General features: G+C 72.8%; 14 protein-coding genes and 1 pseudogene. 13 read left to right on the top strand and 2 right to left on the bottom strand.

Annotation, left to right across the window (positions count from 1 at the left end; genetic code table 11):
• Nucleotides 1-82 precede the first annotated feature (82 nt).
• A complete protein-coding gene (locus ACI1MP_RS33465) occupies nucleotides 83-1186 on the top strand; it encodes a calcium:proton antiporter (protein WP_380337258.1) in 1104 nt (367 codons plus the stop codon).
• A gap of 72 nt (nucleotides 1187-1258) precedes the next feature.
• On the opposite strand, the gene glmS is transcribed toward ACI1MP_RS33465, so the two are convergent.
• Together glmS and ACI1MP_RS33455 are read right to left on the bottom strand one after the other, a co-directional pair.
• Nucleotides 1259-3100 (bottom strand): glutamine--fructose-6-phosphate transaminase (isomerizing), encoded by a 1842-nt coding sequence (gene glmS / locus ACI1MP_RS33460; protein ID WP_380337255.1) that lies wholly within the window; start codon nucleotides 3098-3100, stop codon nucleotides 1259-1261.
• 63 nt (nucleotides 3101-3163) lie between these two features.
• Nucleotides 3164-3469 carry a hypothetical protein gene (locus ACI1MP_RS33455; protein ID WP_404870307.1) on the bottom strand — a complete coding sequence of 102 codons (306 nt, stop codon included), beginning with the start codon at nucleotides 3467-3469 and terminating at the stop codon, nucleotides 3164-3166.
• Between the two features lie 70 nt (nucleotides 3470-3539).
• On the opposite strand from ACI1MP_RS33455, the gene ACI1MP_RS33450 reads away from it, so the two are divergent.
• From ACI1MP_RS33450 to ureA, 12 genes and pseudogenes are all read left to right on the top strand, one after another.
• A complete protein-coding gene (locus ACI1MP_RS33450) occupies nucleotides 3540-4637 on the top strand; it encodes a winged helix DNA-binding domain-containing protein (protein ID WP_404870306.1) in 1098 nt (365 codons plus the stop codon).
• Between the two features lie 268 nt (nucleotides 4638-4905).
• Nucleotides 4906-6009, top strand: coding sequence for a hypothetical protein (locus ACI1MP_RS33445; protein ID WP_404870305.1), 1104 nt, complete (start codon nucleotides 4906-4908; stop codon nucleotides 6007-6009).
• Between the two features lie 241 nt (nucleotides 6010-6250).
• Nucleotides 6251-7690: a pyridoxal phosphate-dependent decarboxylase family protein gene (locus ACI1MP_RS33440; RefSeq protein WP_380337245.1), complete on the top strand. Its 1440-nt coding sequence runs from the start codon at nucleotides 6251-6253 to the stop codon at nucleotides 7688-7690.
• A gap of 105 nt (nucleotides 7691-7795) precedes the next feature.
• The gene (locus ACI1MP_RS33435; RefSeq protein WP_404870304.1) at nucleotides 7796-9130 is read left to right on the top strand and encodes a GNAT family N-acetyltransferase; all 1335 of its coding nucleotides are present in this window, start codon (nucleotides 7796-7798) and stop codon (nucleotides 9128-9130) included.
• Nucleotides 9131-9318: 188 nt separating this feature from the next.
• Entirely contained in the window at nucleotides 9319-10575 is a 1257-nt protein-coding gene (locus ACI1MP_RS33430; protein WP_043907891.1) for a MurT ligase domain-containing protein, read from the top strand.
• Nucleotides 10576-10844: 269 nt separating this feature from the next.
• A complete protein-coding gene (locus tag ACI1MP_RS33425; protein ID WP_043909294.1) occupies nucleotides 10845-11573 on the top strand; it encodes a type 1 glutamine amidotransferase in 729 nt (242 codons plus the stop codon).
• Between the two features lie 278 nt (nucleotides 11574-11851).
• Complete coding sequence (locus tag ACI1MP_RS33420; protein ID WP_043907892.1) at nucleotides 11852-12877, top strand: 6-phosphofructokinase; 1026 nt, start codon at nucleotides 11852-11854, stop codon at nucleotides 12875-12877.
• Between the two features lie 65 nt (nucleotides 12878-12942).
• A complete protein-coding gene (locus ACI1MP_RS33415) occupies nucleotides 12943-13938 on the top strand; it encodes a 2-hydroxyacid dehydrogenase (RefSeq protein WP_380337241.1) in 996 nt (331 codons plus the stop codon).
• Between the two features lie 129 nt (nucleotides 13939-14067).
• Nucleotides 14068-14622, top strand: coding sequence for a TetR/AcrR family transcriptional regulator (locus ACI1MP_RS33410; protein ID WP_369879968.1), 555 nt, complete (start codon nucleotides 14068-14070; stop codon nucleotides 14620-14622).
• Nucleotides 14623-14762: 140 nt separating this feature from the next.
• A complete protein-coding gene (locus ACI1MP_RS33405; protein WP_380337237.1) occupies nucleotides 14763-15785 on the top strand; it encodes an agmatine/peptidylarginine deiminase in 1023 nt (340 codons plus the stop codon).
• Between the two features lie 245 nt (nucleotides 15786-16030).
• Nucleotides 16031-17194, top strand: a complete 1164-nt coding sequence (locus tag ACI1MP_RS33400) for an agmatine/peptidylarginine deiminase (RefSeq protein WP_404870303.1) — start codon at nucleotides 16031-16033, stop codon at nucleotides 17192-17194.
• Between the two features lie 42 nt (nucleotides 17195-17236).
• Nucleotides 17237-17671: pseudogene (ureA, locus tag ACI1MP_RS33395) on the top strand (urease subunit gamma); the annotation flags it as partial.
• Between the last annotated feature and the right edge of the window lie 74 nt (nucleotides 17672-17745).

Below are 17745 nucleotides of genomic sequence, written 5' to 3'. Positions count from 1 at the left end.
ACCGTTCGTCACCGTTCATCGTGACCACCGCCACGAGTGTCACTTCCGGGCCGGGTGGGTGCCATCTGCCAAGCTCGGCCGTATGGCTTCTCCCAACCGACCGCTCTATCTGCAGTGGACCACCGTCGCCCCGGTGATGGCGTTCATGCTGCTCCTGGCGACCTGGCACCGTGAGATGCCGTGGCCGGTGGTGACCCTGGTGGCGTGCTTCCTGGCGGCGTCGGTGGTGGCGGCCGTGCACCACGCGGAGCTGATCGCCCATCGGGTCGGCGAGCCGTACGGGTCGCTGGTGCTGGCGGTCGCCGTCACCATCATCGAGGTGGCGCTGATCGTGACGCTGATGGCGGGCGGCGGCGACAAGACCGCGGGCCTGGCCCGGGACACCGTGTTCGCCGCCGTGATGATCACCTGCAACGGGATCCTCGGGCTGTCCATCCTGGTCGGCGCGCTGAAGTACCGGGTGGCGGTGTTCAACGCGGAGGGCACCGGCGCGGCGTTCGGCGCGATCGCCACGCTGGCGACGCTGAGCCTGGTGCTGCCGACGTTCACCACCTCCACGCCCGGTCCGGAGTTCTCGCCGACCCAGCTGGTGTTCGCGGCGACCGCCTCGATCGTCATCTACGGGCTGTTCGTCTCCACCCTGACGGTCCGTCACCGCGACTACTTCCTGCCGGTCACCCCGGCGGGCGAGGTGGTCGACCCGACGGACGAGCACTCCGACCCGCCGACCCTGAAGATGACGCTGGTCAGCGTGGCGATGCTGTCCGTCGCCCTGGTCTCGGTGGTCGGCCTGGCCAAGGGCGTGTCCCCGACCATCGAGCGCGGGGTGGAGTCGGCGGGGCTGCCGAACGCGGTGGTCGGCGTGGTGATCGCGCTAATGGTGCTGCTGCCGGAGTCGATCGCCGCCGTCCGGGCCGCCGTCCGCAACAAGGTGCAGATCAGCCTCAACCTGGCGCTCGGCTCGGCGCTGGCCTCGATCGGCCTGACCATTCCGGCCGTCGCGATCGCCTCCACCTGGCTGAGCGGGCCGCTCGAACTCGGCCTCGGCGCCAATCACATGATCCTGCTGGCGTTGACGGTGGCGGTCGGCACCCTCACCGTCATCCCCAAGCGCGCCACCCCGCTCCAGGGCGGTGTGCACCTGGCGATCCTCGGCGCCTACCTGGTCCTCGCCGTCAGCCCGTGAGCCGTCAGCCCGTGAGCCGTCGGCCCGTGAGTCGTCGGCCCGTGAGCCGACGGCGGGGAACCAGGTCCACCGTCACTCCACGGTGACGCTCTTGGCCAGGTTGCGGGGCTTGTCCACGTCCCGGTCGAGGGCCACCGCGGCGTGGTAGGCCAGCAGCTGGAGCGGGATGTTGAGCAGCAGCGGGTCGAGTTCCGGCTCGCTCTTCGGGACCACCACGCAGTGGTCGGCCAGCTTCGCCTCGATCGGCCGGTGGGCGATCGCCAGCACCCGCCCGGAACGGGCCTTGATTTCGCCGAGCGTGGTCAGGTTCTTGTCGAGCAGCTCGTCGTCCGGCACCAGCGCCACCGTCGGCAGTTCGGGGCTGATCAGCGCCAGCGGGCCGTGCTTCAGCTCGGAGGCGGGGTACGCCTCGGCGTGCACGTAGGAGATCTCCTTGAGCTTCTGCGCGCCCTCCCGGGCCACGGGGTAGCCGCGCACCCGGCCGACGAACATCATGCCCTGGCTCTCGGCGTACTCGGCGGCGAGCTTCTCGATCTCCGCCTGCTGCCCGAGCATCTCCCGGATCTGCTCCGGCAGCGCCTTCAGCGCATTGACGATCCGCCGGCCGTCGGCGGGCGACAGGTCGTGGATCCGGCCGAAGTGCAGCGCCAGCAGCGCGAACGCCACCACGGTGGAGGTGAACGCCTTGGTGGAGGCGACCGAGATCTCCGGGCCAGCGTGCAGGTAGATGCCGCCGTCGCACTCGCGGGCGATCGCCGAGCCGACGGTGTTCACCACACCCAGCACCCGGCCGCCCTTGCGCTTGATCTCCTGCACCGCCGCCAGGGTGTCGTAGGTCTCGCCGGACTGGCTGACCGCCACGTACAGGGTGTCCGCCTCGATCACCGGGTTGCGGTAGCGGAACTCGGAGGCCGGCTCGGAGTGCGCGGGGATCCGGGCCAGCTCCTCGATCAGCTGCGCGCCCATCTCGCCCGCGTAGTACGCCGAGCCGCAGCCAAGGATCTTCACCCGGCGGATCTCCCGCAGCTCCCGGGCGTCCAGGTTCAGCCCGCCCAGGTGCGCGGTGGAGAACCGCTCGTCGAGCCGGCCGGACAGCGTGCGCTCGACGGCGCCAGGCTGCTCGTGGATCTCCTTCAGCAGGTAGTGCGCGTAGCCGCCGGTGTCGTACGAGCCGATCTCCCAGTCGACGGTGGACGGCTGCCGGGTGACGGTCCGGGCGTCCTCGGTGAACGTCCGGAAGCCGTCGGCGCGGACCGTCGCCAGCTCGCCGTCCTCCAGGTGCACCACCTGCCGGGTGTAGCGGACCAGCGCGGAGACGTCGGACGCGGCGAACATCTCCTTCTCCCCGATGCCGAGCACGATCGGGCTGCCGTTGCGGGCCACCACGATCCGGTCGGACTGCTCGGCGTCCAGCACCGCGATGCCGTACGTGCCGACCACCAGCTTCAGCGCGGCCCGCACCGCGTCCTCCAGCTCGCCGCCGTCGGCGCGGTGCGCGGCGATCAGGTGGGCCAGCACCTCGGTGTCGGTCTCCGAGCGGAACACCGCGCCGTCCGCGGCCAGCTTGGCGCGCAGCTCGTCGGCGTTCTCGATGATGCCGTTGTGCACCACCGCGATCCGGCCCTCGTTGTCGGTGTGCGGGTGCGCGTTCGCGTCCGACGGCACGCCGTGGGTCGCCCAGCGGGTGTGGCCGATGCCGGCCCCGCCCTTGAACCGGGCCGGCAGCGCCGCCGCCAGGTCCGCGACCCGACCCTTGACCTTGCACACCTTCAACTTCGCCGGGACGGACTTGGTGGCAGGGGCGACCACCGCCACGCCCGCCGAGTCGTATCCCCGGTACTCCAGTCGCTGCAAGCCCTCCAGCAGGAAGGGGGACGCGTCCTTGGGGCCGATGTAGGCCACGATTCCGCACATGGGCGTGGACTCCTGGTGTTCGAGGGTTTTCGGGTGGACTCGGGGCCTGCGCCGCTTCGGCCGTCAGCCGTAGACCAGCCGCCGCAGCTGACGCACCGACAGCTCCGGCGCGGCCACCCGGCGGGCGGCCAGCTCCGCGCCCAGCCGGGCGAAGATCCGATCGTTGGTCAGGCCCCTGGCCTGGAGCTCACCGTGACGGCGGCGCACGTACTCCTCCGTGGTCTCGGAGAAGTACGCCAGCACCTCCGCGACGACCCGGGCCGCCTCCCCGGGGGCCAGCGCTGTGGTCCGGGAGAGATGGGCGAGCAGGTCCTCATGAGGGTGTGGTGAGACAGGCACGGTCGGTGAGCCTAGGCGTGAAGTGTCCATTTGCCAAAGATCCTGCCCGAAATCGGGCAGGACGGCGAGCTGGAGCCCGCCCGCTCGGTACCGTGAGGGCATGCGCGCACTGGACGACGATCAGGTACGGGCCCTGCGCACCCGGGGGCAGGGCATCGGCGGCGGAGTCACCTTCCGCACCGCGGCCGAGACGGTCGAACGGGTGGTCGGCATCCAGGCCCAGGACGCCCGGCCCGCCGCGGTCGGCATCGGGGTCAGGACCCGGGGCAGCACCGCCGCCGATGTCCGGCTGGCCCTTGAGGAGGACCGCACCCTGGTCCGGGGCTGGTTCCTGCGCGGCACCCTGCACATCGTCACCACCGCCGACCTGCACTGGCTGCTCGCCCTGCTCGGACCGCGCTTCCTGCGCCTGAGCGCCCGCCGCCACCGCGAGCTGGGCCTGGACGAGGCCCTGTGCGACCGGGCGGAGGCGGTGATCACGGCCACCCTGGCCGCCCACGGCCCGTCCACCCGCGAGGAGCTGACGGACCGGCTGGCCGCGATCGGTGTCCCGACGCGCGGCCAGGAGGCGTTCCACCTGATCCGCCGGACGGCCCTGCGCGGCCTGATCTGCCACGGTCCGTCCCGGAACGGCACCGCCACCGCCGTCCTGCTCGCCGACTGGCTGCCCGACGCCCCCGAGGGGCCCACCGGGGAGACCGCCGTCACCGAACTGGCCCGCCGCTACCTGCGGGCCTACGGGCCGGCCGCACCCGAGGACTTCGCGGGCTGGTCCGGCCTGCCCGTCACGGCCGCCCGACGCGCCTGGCTGACCCTCGACACGTCCGGCGAACTCCTCCACGTCCGGGTCCGCGAGCAGGACTGCGCGCTCCCCGCCGACCGGGCCGACGAACTCGACCTGGCCCCGCTGCCCGCCCCCGACGTGCGACTGCTGCCCGGATACGACAACTACCTGGTCGGCTACCGCTCCTCGGCGCTCTCCGTCCCGGCCGCCCACGAGAAGCGGATCCGGCCCGGCGGCGGCCGGATCCACGCCGCCGTCCTGGTCGACGGACTCGCCCGCGGCACCTGGTCCCCGCGCCACGGCCGGGCCGACATCACCCTGTTCGACCCGCCGCCCGCCGTCCCCGCCCCCGGGCTCGCCGACGGCATCGCCACCGCCGACGACCACTTGGCCCGCTTCCTGCGGACACCCTGACGCGGCGCCGCACCGGCTCGACTCCCCTGTGTCCCCGGGCGCAACCGATGGCCGCCGCGGCGCGTAGTGCTTCAACGACGGCCGAACGGGTGAGCAGGGGCGTGCCCGGGATGGGGGGCCGTCGTTGAAGGACGGTGCGCAGCCGGTGTACGGGTGATCGTGGCCCGGCGCTTGCATCCGTCGGCGGTGTCCGACCGGCGGTTTCCGGCGGTCACCCCGCAGGATGGGCCGCGTACTGTCCGTGTCGATCACAGGGGGACCGTCCGTCATGCAACCGCGTGTGTTCGCCGTCGTCACCGCCGTCCTGCTGGCCGCCCTCGGCCTCGGGGCGGTCCTGGTCACCGACTGGACGCCCAGACCGGCCACCGCCGCCACCTCCGCCGACCCGGCGGGCCGCACCGCCGCCGCGCCCGGCTCCGCGTCCCCCTCCCCCACCGGCGACCCGGCGGTGTGGACCCGCTCCACCCTGCGCAACAAGCTGATGTCCGAGATGGACGCCACCGACCCCGGCGTCGCCCTCGCCGACCTCGACAAGATCTCCAAGGCCAAGCCGTACACCGTGCGGTTCTGCCACCCCATCGCCCACGAACTCGGGCACGCCGCGGTGAAGCGCTACCACCAGGACTTCCAGAAGGTCATCTCCTTCCCGCACGAGACCTGCGCGGCCGGCTACCTGCACGGCGCGGTCGAGGAGATGCTCGCCAACTCCCAGGACCCCCAGCACGACATCCTCACCCTGTGCGCCCCCGCCAACACCGGCCCCTGCATCCACGGCGTCGGCCACGGCATCATGTTCGTCACCAAGCAGGACATCCCCTCCGCCCGCGCCCTGTGCGACAAGTTCCCCTCCCAGAACCGCCGCATCACCTGCTCCGAGGGCGTCTTCATGCAGCTCTTCGCCCCCGACGAGGAGGACGAGAAGGCCAAGGCGAACCTCCCCGCGGACAAGCTCGCCGCCGAACCGCTCTACCCCTGCCCCGAGCAGCCGTCCCTCTACCAGTCCGCCTGCTTCTTCTACGCCCCCACCTTCTACCTCTCCTCCCACGACTACCCCAATCACCCCGAGGCCTTCGCCCAGGCCCTCCAGTGGTGCCTCAACGCCCAGGCCAGCGGCGGCGAGAACGACTGCTCCCGCGGCGTCGGCTCCCGCACCATGAAGTACAACCTCGACCGCGAGGACTGGGCAGCCCAGCAGTGCGCCACCGCCAAGGACGCCTGGCAGCGCAAGGCCTGTGCCCAGGGCCTGGTCAGCTACTACACCGTCAACTACACCGACAACGGCGCGGCCGGACGCCTCTGCGCCAAGATCACCGACAAGGAGATCCAGGGCTACTGCCGCTCCGCGGGCGGGCTGTCCAGCACCCTGGACTGAGGAGCAACCAGGGGGCGCTGGGGGTACCCCCAGGCGAAGCCGAGGGGGCGGAACTGCGCGACAAGCGCACACCACGTCCGCAAGGTCGCGATCAGGTGCAAGTCATGGTCCTGCGTCGCGACCTTGCGGGTGGGCGCCTTCCGCTTCGCGCAGTTCTCCCCAGCCTTGACGGGCCGGGAGGTACCCCCACGCGCCACTGGTGTCGCACCTGCTCGCTCCCGCGCCCTTAGCATTCGCTCCCATGAACGACGACTTCCGAAGTGCCGCCCAGGCCGCCGCGCAGCTGGTCGCGGACTATCTCGACGCGCTGCCCTCGCGCCCGGTGTGGCAGCCGATGGACCCCGCGGAGCGCTCCGCGCTGCTGGAGCTGGAGCTGCCGGAGGACGGGGCGGGCTTCGAGGAGCTGCTGACGGCAGTCGAGTCGCGGATCATGCCGTATCCGATGGGCAACGGAAGCCCCCGGTTCTTCGGGTGGGTGAACTCCGCGCCGCAGCCCGCGGGTGTGCTGGCGACGCTGGCCGCGTCCGCGATGAACCCGAGCTCGGCGGGCGGCGACCACGCGGACGTCCATCTGGAGCGGGCGGTGGTGCGGTGGATCGCGGAGCTGGTGGGCTTCCCGCACCCGCCCGGCGGCGGTCTGCTGACGTCCGGAACGTCGATGGCGACCATCGTCTGCCTGGCCGCGGCCCGCGGCCGCGCGGCGCGCACCGCGGGGTGGGACGTCCGGGAGGACGGGCTCGCGGGGATGCCGCCGCTGGTGGGGTACGTCACGGGCGAGGCGCACAGCTGTGTGCGCAAGGCCGCGGAGCTGCTCGGGCTGGGGTCGAAGCACCTGCGGGTGGTGGCCGCCGACGAGGACGGCCACCTGCGGCTGGACAGTCTCGAAGCGGCGATCGCCGAGGACCGCGCCGCGGGCCGGCTGCCGTTCCTGGTGGTGGCGTCCGCGGGAACCGTCGGCACCGGCGCCGTCGACCCGTTCGAGCCGATCGCCGAGCTGGCCGCCCGCGAAGGGCTGTGGTTCCACGTCGACGGCGCGTACGGCGCGTTCGGGGTGCTGGACCCGGAGATCGCGCACCGCTACCAGGGGCTCGACCGCGCCGACTCCCTCGCGCTGGATCCGCACAAGTGGCTGGGCGTACCGGTCGACTGCGGCTGTGCGCTGGTGCGGGACGCGGCGGAGTTGCGGGGCACGTTCAGCCTGGTGCCGTCGTACCTGCGGGACGAGGACGCGGGCGGTCTGGGCTGGTTCTCGGAGTACGGCACCGAGCAGACCCGTCCGTTCCGCTCGCTGAAGGTGTGGGCGTCGATCGCGCACCGCGGCCGTTCGGGGGTGGCCCGGGACGTCGCTCACTGCACCGCGCAGGCCCGGCGGCTGGGCGCGTGGGTCGAGCAGGACCCGGAGTTGGAGCTGCTGGCGCCGGTGGAGACGTCGATCGTCGCGTTCCGGTACCGCCCGTCCGGCCTCGACGAGGAGGCGACGCAGCAGCTCAACTCCCTTCTGCCGGTGGCGGTCCAGCAGCGCGGCCGGGTGTTCGTGACCGGCGCGGTGTACCGCGGGCGGGAGATGCTGCGGGCGTGTCTGCTGAACTCCGCGACCACGGACGAGGATCTGCGGCTGCTGCTGGCCGAGGTGAAATCGGCCGGTGCGGAACTCCTGGACCGGGGCCGCACGTCAGAGTGATCGCGGGAGCGGATCAGCGCCGATCCGACGGGGGCCGCGCAGACATTAACCGTCGGGTCACGGGGGGTTCGTGATCGTGAAACAGCGGAGCGCCACCATTCAGGCATGGATGACACGGCGTACACCCACAGATTCGGTACGAAGCGGCAGCGCTGGCGCCGGGAGGCGGTCGAGCTCGCGGCGGTGTTCGCGGCGGTCGCGGCCGCCGACCTGGTCGCGAACGTCGTCGTGCACGGCCACGACGGGCCGGTGCTGCTGTTCGCCTCCGCCGGGGCGCTGCTCGCCGCCACGCTGTTCCGCGTCCGGCTGGCGCACCGGCACCCGCCCGGCCCGGACGCCCTCGCACCACCGGGCGGGCCCGAGGTGAGCACCGTCGAGGAGCCGACCGTGCTGTGGCGGCTGCGGACCAGTGTCGCGGACGCGCCGGGCAGCCTGGCCCGGGTGTGCACGGCGTTGGCGGAGCGGCGGGTGAACATCGTCTCGATGCAGGCGCACCCGCTGCCCGACTGCACGGTGGACGAGTTCATCGTGCGCGCGCCGGCCTCGCTGGCCCGGGCCGAGCTGGTGGCGGCGGTCGCGGCGGGCGGCGGCCGGGACATCTGGTCGGACCGGGCGGACGCCCACGAGCTGGTGGACGTGCCCCGGCAGGTGCTGGCGCTGGCGACCCGTACCGCGCTGGACGCGGCGGAGCTGCCGGTCGCGCTGCGGCAGTTGTTCGGGCGGGCGGCGATCCGCCAGTACCCGGGGCGGGGCGCCGCGGCGCAGCCCGGCGTGGACGGGCACGTGATGCGGCTGCCGCTGCCGAACGGGGACCTGCTGGAGCTGTCCCGGCCGAGCCTGCCGTTCACGCCCACCGAGTTCGCCCGGGCCCGGGCGCTGGTGGAGCTGGACACCCTGCTGGGCCCGCGGGTGCCGCAGGTCGCGGCGCGGATCAGCCGCCCGGCGGGCGACGACCTGACGGTGCGCCGGGCCACGCCGGCCGACAAGGAGGCGGCGGTGGCGATGCACGCCCGGTGCTCGCCGGAGTCGCTGCGGCGGCGCTACCACGGGCCGGTGAAGGACGCCGACCGCTACCTGGACCACCTGTTGGACCCGCGGCACGGGCAGACCCTGGCGGTGGAGACCGCGCAGGGCCGGCTGGTGGCGCTGGCGCACCTGATGTGGGACGACGAGGGCGCGGAGATCGCGCTGCTGGTCGAGGACGCCTGGCAGCGCCGCGGCCTGGGGGTGGACCTGGTGCGGCGGATGGCGGCGCTGGCACTGGAGGCGGGCGTGGGCACGGTGTACGCGGTGACGACGGCGGCGAACACCGGGCTGATCTCGACCATGCGCCGGCTGTCGGCGCCGCTGGACTACCAGGTGGAGGAGGGCACCCTGGTGATCACCGCGCACCTGTCGGAGGCGGCGGAGAAACTGCCCGCGCCGTGGGCGGCGCGCTGACGGCCCGTCGGGCCCGGTGGCACGTCCTCCGGGCCCGTCGCGGCGCCGCCTCGGCCGGGTGTGGCGCGGGCCGGTATGTCGCCCCTGCTCAAGTGTGCGGGCGGGAGTCGGTAGGCTGAGTCCGTCCATGCCGCCCGTGGGTCGTCGAACGACCTGGGCGGTGCCGCAGCAAGGAGGAACCCCTGAGCATGCCAGGCACCGATTCGGAAGCCGCGCGCGACGCCTCGCTGCCCGCCCGCGCAAAGATCGCCGTGACGGCCGGCAAGATGGCGGCCGCGCTGTCCCAGAAGGCCGGGCGCGGCAGTGGGTCGGTGATCGGCGGCAAGGTCGCGCTCAAGCTCGACCCGGATCTGCTGAAGACCCTCGCCGAGCACCTGGACGTGGTCCTGGTCAGCGCCACCAACGGCAAGACCACCACCACCCGGCTGATCGCCGAGGCCCTGCGGGCGGCGGGCCCGGTGGTCTCCAACGCGCTGGGCGCGAACATGCCGGCCGGTATCACGGCGGCGCTGGCGGGCGGCACGGACGCCCGGTTCGGCGTCATCGAGGTGGACGAGAAGTACCTGCCGATGGTCGCCCGGGACACCCGGCCGAAGGCGATAGCGCTGCTGAACCTCTCCCGTGACCAGCTCGACCGGGCCGCCGAGACCCGGATGATGGCCGAGAAGTGGCGCGAGGGCCTGAAGGACACCGAGGCCGTGATCATCGCCAACGCGGACGACCCGCTGGTGACCTGGGCCGCCTCGTCCTGCAAGAAGGTGGTCTGGGTGGCCGCCGGGCAGGCGTGGAAGGAGGACGCCTGGTCGTGCCCGTCGTGCGGCGGTGTGATGCAGCGTCCGGGCGACGACTGGTTCTGCGGCGAGTGCGGTTTCCGCCGTCCGAACCCGCACTGGGCGCTGCAGGGCACCCACGTGATCGACCCGCACCGCGGCGCCTGGCCGATCCAGCTCCAGCTGCCGGGCCGCGCCAACCTGGCCAACGCGACCAGCTCGGCGGCGGTCGCCGCGGTGTTCGGGGTGGCCCCGCAGGTCGCGCTGCAGCGCATGCAGGCGGTGGCGGCGGTGGCCGGCCGCTACGACGTGGTGCAGTTCCGCGGCCGCGACATCCGGCTGCTGCTGGCGAAGAACCCGGCCGGCTGGCTGGAGACCTTCTCGCTGATCGACGGCCCGCCGGCGCCGGTGATCCTGTCGGTGAACGCGATGGACGCCGACGGCACCGACACCTCCTGGCTGTGGGACGTCGACTACGAGCGCCTGGCCGGTCACCCGATCTTCGTGATGGGCCAGCGCAAGCTCGACCTGGCGGTCCGTCTGGAGGTCGCCGGCCTGCAGTTCCAGGTCGTCGACTCGCTCTCCCAGGCGGTGGACGCCGCCCCCGAGGGCCGCATCGAGGCGATCGCCAACTACACGGCGTTCCAGCAGCTGCGCAAGGCCGTGGTGGCCTGATGAGCGACCAGCAGCACTACCAGCAGTACGGCGGGCAGCCGTACGACGGGCAGCAGTTCGACGACCAGCAGTACCAGCAGCAGCAGTACGGCGACCAGTCGTACGGCGAGCAGCAGGCGTACGGCGAGCAGTCGTTCGCGGAGCCGCAGCACCGGCAGCAGTACGACGGGCAGCAGTTCGCCGGACGGCAGCGGGGGTTCGACGAGCCGCAGCAGCAGTACGGGGGCGGTGCGCCGGAGGCGGCGCCGCAGTACGGGAGGTCTTCCAGGATGAGCGAGAGCAGCCTGCGGGTGGTCTGGGTGTACCCGGACCTGCTGTCCACGTACGGCGACCGCGGCAATGCGCTGGTGGTGGAGCGCCGGGCGCAGCAGCGCGGGCTCGGGGTGCAGCGGATCGACGTGCGCTCCGACCAGTCGGTGCCGACCAGTGGCGACATCTACCTGATCGGCGGCGGTGAGGACCGTCCGCAGCGGCTCGCGGCGGAGCGGCTGCGCAACGACGGCGGGCTGGTCCGGGCCGCCGAGAACGGTGCGATCATCTTCTCGGTGTGCGCCGGGTTCCAGATCCTGGGCCACGAGTTCATCAACGACCTCGGCGAGCGCGAGGCGGGCCTGGGCCTGCTGGACGTGTGGACCACCCGCGGCGAGGGCGCGCGCTGCGTCGGCGACGTGCTGGCGGAGGTGAATCCGCAGCTGGGTCTGCCGCAGCTGACCGGTTTCGAGAACCACCAGGGCATCACGCACCTCGGCGAGGGCGTCAAGCCGCTCGCCACGGTGCAGGTCGGCCGGGGCAACGGCACCGGCGACGGCACCGAGGGCGCCTGGCGCGACACCGTGTTCGGCACCTACCTGCACGGCCCGGTGATGGCCCGCAACCCCGCCGTCGCCGACCTGCTGATCAAGCTGGCGCTGGACGTGAACGCGCTGCCGCCGGCGGACACCACCTGGTACGACGCGCTGCGTACCGAGCGGATCGCCTCGGCGGCCCGCCCGGCGTAGCCGCCGGCCGTTGGCCCGGTGGACGGCTGACCGCCATGTGGTCGGCCGTCCCCGGTGGGACAACTTCATAGGAGAATAAGGAGAGCCCGGGCGCAACACCCTCCTCGGCGGTCGGGTCGCAGTTACGTGTGGTGCGTCGAGGAAGCCGCCCCCGCGTCGGTTTCGGCTCGGCCGGACGCAGGAACCGTATGCTGTGCAGCAGGTCCGATTCGGGCGCTATGTCCGATTCTCACCCACCAGTCCGGCCGTCCGAATCCTGCTCGGGAGTTGGCAAAGCAATGCGTATTGGTGTCCTGACCAGTGGCGGTGACTGCCCCGGCCTGAACGCCGTCATCCGTTCCGTGGTCCACCGGGGGGTGGTCGACCACGGCGACGAGATCATCGGGTTCGAGGACGGCTGGCGCGGTCTCCTGGAGGGCGTCCACCGCCCGCTGACGCTCGACTCGGTGAGCGGCATCCTCGCCCAGGGCGGCACGATCCTGGGTTCCTCCCGGGTCCAGCCCAGCCACCTGCGCGACGGCGTGGAGCGCGCCAAGAAGTACTGCGCGGACCTGGGCATCGACGCGGTGATCCCGATCGGCGGCGAGGGCACCCTGAAGGCCGCGAAGCTGATGAGCGACGCGGGCCTGCCGGTGATCGGCGTGCCGAAGACCATCGACAACGACATCGCCTGCACCGACGTCACCTTCGGCTTCGACACCGCCGTGTCGGTGGCCACCGAGGCGCTGGACCGGCTGAAGACCACCGCCGAGTCGCACCAGCGCGTCATGGTGGTCGAGGTGATGGGCCGGCACACCGGCTGGATCGCCCTGAACGCGGGCATGGCGGCCGGCGCGCACGCCATCGTCGTCCCCGAACGGCCCTTCCACATCGACAAGTTGACGGACGTGGTGCGCGAGCGCTTCGACCGGCAGAAGAAGTTCGCGATCGTGGTGTGCGCCGAGGGCGCCAAGCCCGAGCCCGGCACCATGGCCTGGGAGGAGGGCACCAAGGACATGTACGGCCACGAGCGGTTCACCGGCATCGCCACCCAGCTCTCCCGCGAGCTGGAGCACCGCCTCGGCAAGGAGGCCCGCCCGGTCATCCTCGGCCACACCCAGCGCGGCGGCACCCCGACCGCCTACGACCGGGTGCTCGCCACCCGCTTCGGCTGGCACGCCGTGGAAGCCGCGCACAAGGGCGCGTTCGGCCACATCACCGCCCTGCAGGGCACCGACATCCGGCTGGTGCCGCTGGGCGAGGCCGTCGCCGAGCTGAAGACGGTCCCGTCCGACCGCTACCTGGAGGCGGAGACCGTCATCTGACGGTTCGTCACCCCGGGGGCGCGTCGTGGTTCACCCCGCACGCCCCCGGGGATAGCCTTCGCCGCATGGAGATCCTCGCGTACGGCGTCCAAGCAGACGAGCAGCCGCTTCTGGAGCAGGCCTTCAAGGGCCGGCACTCGCTGCGCACCCTCGCCGTGTTCCTCGACCGCGACACCGCCCCGCTCGCCGCCGGCTACCCGGCCGTCAGCAGCAGCGTCAACGACGTCCTCGACGCCGAGACCCTCTCCGTCCTCGCCGCCGGCGGCACCCGGCTGGTCGCCCAACGCGCCACCGGCTTCAACAACATCGACCTCGACGCCGCCGCCCGACTCGGCCTGACCATCGCCCGGGTCTCCCACTACAGCCCGTACGCGGTCGCCGAGCACGCCTGGGCGCTCGCCCTCGCCGTCAACCGCCGCCTGGCCCGCGCCTCGAACCGCTCCCGCGAGTTCGACTTCCGCCTCGACGGCCTGATGGGCCGCGACATCCACGGCATGACCGTCGGCGTCATCGGCACCGGCAAGATCGGCGAGTGCTTCGCCCGCATCGCCGCCGGCTTCGGCACCCACCTCCTCGGCTGGGACATCGCCCCCAACCCCGCCTGCCTCGACCTCGGCATGCACTACACCGAACTCCCCGAACTCCTCACCCGGGCCGACCTGATCAGCCTCCACGTCCCCCTCCTCCCCGCCACCCACCACCTCGTCGACGCCGCCGCCCTGGCCCGGATGAAGGACGACGCCATCCTCATCAACTCCAGCCGCGGCGGCCTCCTCGACAGCGCCGCCCTCGTCGAAACCCTCCGCGCCGGACGCCTCTCCGGCGTCGGCCTCGACGTCTACGAGGAAGAGACCGGCGTCTTCTTCACCGACCGCTCCATCCACGGCATCACCGACGACACCCTCGCCCGCCTCATCACCTTCCCCCAGGTCCTCGTCACCAGCCACCAGGCCTACTTCACCCACACCGCCGTCGGCCAGATCATCGACGCCACCGCCCGCAACATCGACGACTTCGCCGCCGGCCGCACCAACGAGAACACCCTGGTGCCGAAGGCCTGACGGATCACGCCGCACCGCCGGAGGCGCGCTGCCGGGCCCGGGCTGACCGATGATTCGGACAGCCCGGTCCGATGCCCGCAGGGTGCCCCGGTAGGGTGGTGGGTCGTGGCCAGTCGTAAAACGTCGATCATGGAAGCAGCGGCGCGGGTGATCGCGCGGCGCGGGGTGCGCGGGCTGCGGGTGGAGGAGCTCGCGGCCGAGGCGGGGGTGTCCACCGCGCTGATCTACTACCACTTCAAGGACCGGACGGGGATTCTCCGGCAGACGCTGGAGTTCATCAACGACCGGGCGGAGCGGTACACGACCGAGCGCGCCGCGGACGCCCCGCCGTTGACGGCCCGCGAGGAGTTGGAGCAGACGCTGCTGCTGGAGCTCCAGGACACCGCCGCGGTGCGGGAGAACAGCACCGCCTGGGGCGAGCTGCGGGCGAGCGCGGTGTTCGACGAGACGCTGCGCGAGGACCTGGCCCGGGCCACCCGGATCTGGGTGCAGGAGATCGCCGAACTCCTCGGCGCCGTCCGGCCGATGGCCTCGGCGGTGGCGCTGGCCGGCACGGCCGAGCGGTTGACGGCGCTGCTGGAGGGGCTGAGCACGCGGTGGCTCAGCGGCAGCCTGCCGCTGGCGCACGCCCGGACGCTCATGGCCGACGCCGTCGACGTCGAGGTGGCCCGGCTCGGCTCCTGATCCACCGGGATCGGCACGCGTCGGCCGTCGAGGGCACGCCGGAGCCCTCGGATGTTTGACCGATTTTTCAGTCAGTGCGAACCTGGACCCGCAGGAGAGGTGCTGTCCGTCGGCACCGTCACACGATCCGGAGACCCTCGATGACCCACCACCACGACGCCCGCCCCCGGGTGCCGGCGGACGACGTCCCACACGCACGGACCTGGATGTCCTGGCCCTCCCGCCGGGGCGTGTGGGGACTGCGGCTGGGGGGCGTCCAGGACGACATCGCGCTGATCGCCCGCACGATCGCCGAGTTCGAACCGGTGGTCATGTGCGCCCCCGACGACTGGACGGCGGGCAAGGCCCGGGCCCGGTGCGGCTCCGGGGTGGAGGTGATCAGTTCGATCCCCACCGACGACCTGTGGATGCGCGACACCGCGCCGGTGTTCCGCCGGGACGGCCGCGGCGGGTTGGACGCCGTGCTCCTCAACTTCAACGGCTGGGGCGACAAGCAGGTCCACTACGACGACGCCCGGGTCGCCCGACTGGTCGCCGCCCATCGGGGCCTGCGGTACGTCCACGCGGACTTCGTCGGCGAGGGCGGCGCGATCGAGACGGACGGCGACGGCACCGTGATGGCCACCGAGAGCAGCCTGGTCAACAAGAACCGCAACCGCGGCATGAGCCGGGACGAGGTCGAGGAGGCCGTCCTGGACGCCTACGGCGCGGACACGATGATCTGGCTGCCCGGGATCAAGGGCCGGGACATCACCGACGACCACGTGGACGTCACCTCCCGGTTCGTCCGGCCCGGCGTGGTGATGGTGCAGCTGCCGCCCCCGGACCGCGACGACGTCTGGGCGCGGGACGCCCGCGAGCAGTTCGCGATCCTCTCCACCGCCACCGATGCCCGGGGCCGCCGCCTCCAGGTCGTCCCCGTGCACGGGCCGGACACCGTCCGCTCCCGCAGCTCGAAGTTCGTCGACTCCTACCTCAACTTCCACCTCGTCAACGGCGGCGTCGTCACCACCCGGTTCGGCGACCCGTACAAGGACGCCGCCGCGAAGGAGGCGCTCGCCGCCGCCTTCCCCGGCCGCGAGGTGGTGCAGCTCGACGTCGACCGGCTGATGGCCGGGGGCGGCGGCATCCACTGCTCGACCATGCACGAGCCCCTGCCGTAGCCGTCGACGTCGACTTCGACTTCGGCGGGAGCTGGAGCACCCGCCAAGCTGAGCCGAACCACCCCCGCCACCGGGTGCGGCCGACCCGGCGCGCCAAACTTGACTGAATTTTCAGTCAGTGCGAGAGTGCAGCTCCGGCGATGTCGGGCGACCGCGCCCACCGCCTGCCGGCGCCGCGCACGGCAGCACGCAGTGCCCCGCCCGCCGCACCGGCCCGATCCACCCTCGCCCCACCGGAGTTCCTCGTGTTCCACCCCTCTCCCTCCCGCCGCACGGTGCTGCGCTCCCTCGCCGGCGCCGGCCTGATCGCGGCCGGCGCGACCGCCTGCGCGGCCGTCGACGACGTGCTGACGGAGCCGTCCGCGAGCGGCCCGGCGTCCCCCACCGCACCCACCGGCCCTGCCCCCGGGCGACGGTTCGGCGGCGAGTGGGAGAAGCACGAGCGGACCTTCATGGCCTGGCCCGCCTCCGAGGACGTCTGGGGCGAGCAGCTCGGGGCCGTCCGCAAGGACATCGCCTCGGTGGCGCGGGCCGTCGGCGGGCGCGAGCCGGTGGTCCTGCTGGTCCGCCCCGGCCAGGAGGACTCGGCCCGGAACGCCTGCGGCAGCGACGTCGAGCTGCTGTCCCTCCCGATGGACGACCTGTGGGCCCGCGACACCCTGCCGGTGTTCGTCGAGGAGGGCGGGAAGGTCAAGGGCGTCGACTTCAACTTCAACGGCTGGGGCGGCAAGCAGCAGCACGGCGACGACGCCCGGGTCGCCCGGGCCGTGCTGGCCAGGTACGGGACGGAGCGGATCACGACCCCGCTCGTCGCCGAGGGCGGCTCCCTGGAGAGCGACGGGCAGGGGACGTTGCTGGTCACCGAGAGCTCGGTGGTGAACGCCAACCGCAACCCCGGGCTCGACCGCGACCGGGTCGAGGCCGAGCTCAAGCAGGCGCTGGGCGTCACCAAGGTGATCTGGCTGGCGGGCGTCCGGGGCCAGGACATCACCGATGCCCACGTCGACTGCCTGGCCCGCTTCGCCGCGCCCGGTGTCGTCCTGCTGGACCGGGCGTTCCCCGGCACCCCGCCCGACGTCTGGTCCCGCTCCGCCGACCAGGCCCGCGCCGTCCTGGCGGAGGCCACCGACGCGGCCGGCCGCCGGCCCAAGGTGATCGAGATCAGCCAGCCCGACCCCGACCGGATCACCGGGCGCGGCGACGCCTTCGTCTCCTCGTACCTGAACTTCTACATCGGCAACAAGGGCGTCTACCTGCCGTCGTTCGGCGACTCCCGGGCCGACGGGCACGCCCGGGAGGTGTTCCAGGACCAGTTCCCGGGCCGCGAGATCGTCCCCCTGCGGATCGACACCCTCGCCTCCGGCGGCGGCGGCATCCACTGCGCCACCCACGACCAGCCCGCCGGCTGACCTCCGCACCGCACCGCACTGCACCGCATCGCAGGGACCCCCGTGCAGCTGACCCCCACCGAGCGCGACCGGCTGTTGATCTTCACCGCCGCCGAGCTCGCCCGCGCCCGCCGCGGCCGCGGCCTGCGCCTGAACGTCCCCGAGGCCACCGCGCTCATCTCGGACGCCGTCTGCGAAGCCGCCCGCGACGGCCTGCGCCTCGCCGAGGCCGTCGAGCGCGGACGCACCGCCCTCTCCCCCGCCGACGTCCTGCCCGGCGTCCCCGACCTGATACCCGAGATCCAGGTCGAGGCGGTGTTCGAGGACGGCACCCGGCTCGCCGTCGTCGCCGACCCGTTCGGCGGCGGCGACCTCGGCGGGGCCGCGCCCGGTGCCGTGCTGCCGGGCCGCGGCGCCGAGCCCGCGCCGCGGCCGGTCCGCACCCTGACCGTCCGCAACACCGCCTCGGTGCCGATCTCGGTGACCTCGCACTTCCACGTCCGCCTCTACTTCCTGTGAGCGGGAGCGCCGGCGGCACCGGCGGAAACACCCCCGTCGCCGGGGGCGCTGAC

This window comes from Kitasatospora griseola, from assembly GCF_044999035.1.
GTDB classification, from domain to species: Bacteria; Actinomycetota; Actinomycetes; order Streptomycetales; family Streptomycetaceae; genus Kitasatospora; species Kitasatospora griseola.
The sequence above is the reverse complement of the archived record's forward strand: the minus strand, read 5'-3'. Positions and strand labels throughout refer to the sequence as shown.

Excerpts from the sequence above, each read along its gene's own strand:
- ACI1MP_RS33465 (WP_380337258.1), top strand. The coding sequence starts at position 83 with ATGGCTTCTCCCAACCGACCGCTCTATCTGCAGTGGACCACCGTCGCC.
- glmS (WP_380337255.1), bottom strand. The coding sequence starts at position 3,100 with ATGTGCGGAATCGTGGCCTACATCGGCCCCAAGGACGCGTCCCCCTTC.
- ACI1MP_RS33455 (WP_404870307.1), bottom strand. The coding sequence starts at position 3,469 with ATGGACACTTCACGCCTAGGCTCACCGACCGTGCCTGTCTCACCACAC.
- ACI1MP_RS33450 (WP_404870306.1), top strand. The coding sequence starts at position 3,540 with ATGCGCGCACTGGACGACGATCAGGTACGGGCCCTGCGCACCCGGGGG.
- ACI1MP_RS33445 (WP_404870305.1), top strand. The coding sequence starts at position 4,906 with ATGCAACCGCGTGTGTTCGCCGTCGTCACCGCCGTCCTGCTGGCCGCC.
- ACI1MP_RS33440 (WP_380337245.1), top strand. The coding sequence starts at position 6,251 with ATGAACGACGACTTCCGAAGTGCCGCCCAGGCCGCCGCGCAGCTGGTC.
- ACI1MP_RS33435 (WP_404870304.1), top strand. The coding sequence starts at position 7,796 with ATGGATGACACGGCGTACACCCACAGATTCGGTACGAAGCGGCAGCGC.
- ACI1MP_RS33430 (WP_043907891.1), top strand. The coding sequence starts at position 9,319 with ATGCCAGGCACCGATTCGGAAGCCGCGCGCGACGCCTCGCTGCCCGCC.
- ACI1MP_RS33425 (WP_043909294.1), top strand. The coding sequence starts at position 10,845 with ATGAGCGAGAGCAGCCTGCGGGTGGTCTGGGTGTACCCGGACCTGCTG.
- ACI1MP_RS33420 (WP_043907892.1), top strand. The coding sequence starts at position 11,852 with ATGCGTATTGGTGTCCTGACCAGTGGCGGTGACTGCCCCGGCCTGAAC.
- ACI1MP_RS33415 (WP_380337241.1), top strand. The coding sequence starts at position 12,943 with ATGGAGATCCTCGCGTACGGCGTCCAAGCAGACGAGCAGCCGCTTCTG.
- ACI1MP_RS33410 (WP_369879968.1), top strand. The coding sequence starts at position 14,068 with ATGGAAGCAGCGGCGCGGGTGATCGCGCGGCGCGGGGTGCGCGGGCTG.
- ACI1MP_RS33405 (WP_380337237.1), top strand. The coding sequence starts at position 14,763 with ATGACCCACCACCACGACGCCCGCCCCCGGGTGCCGGCGGACGACGTC.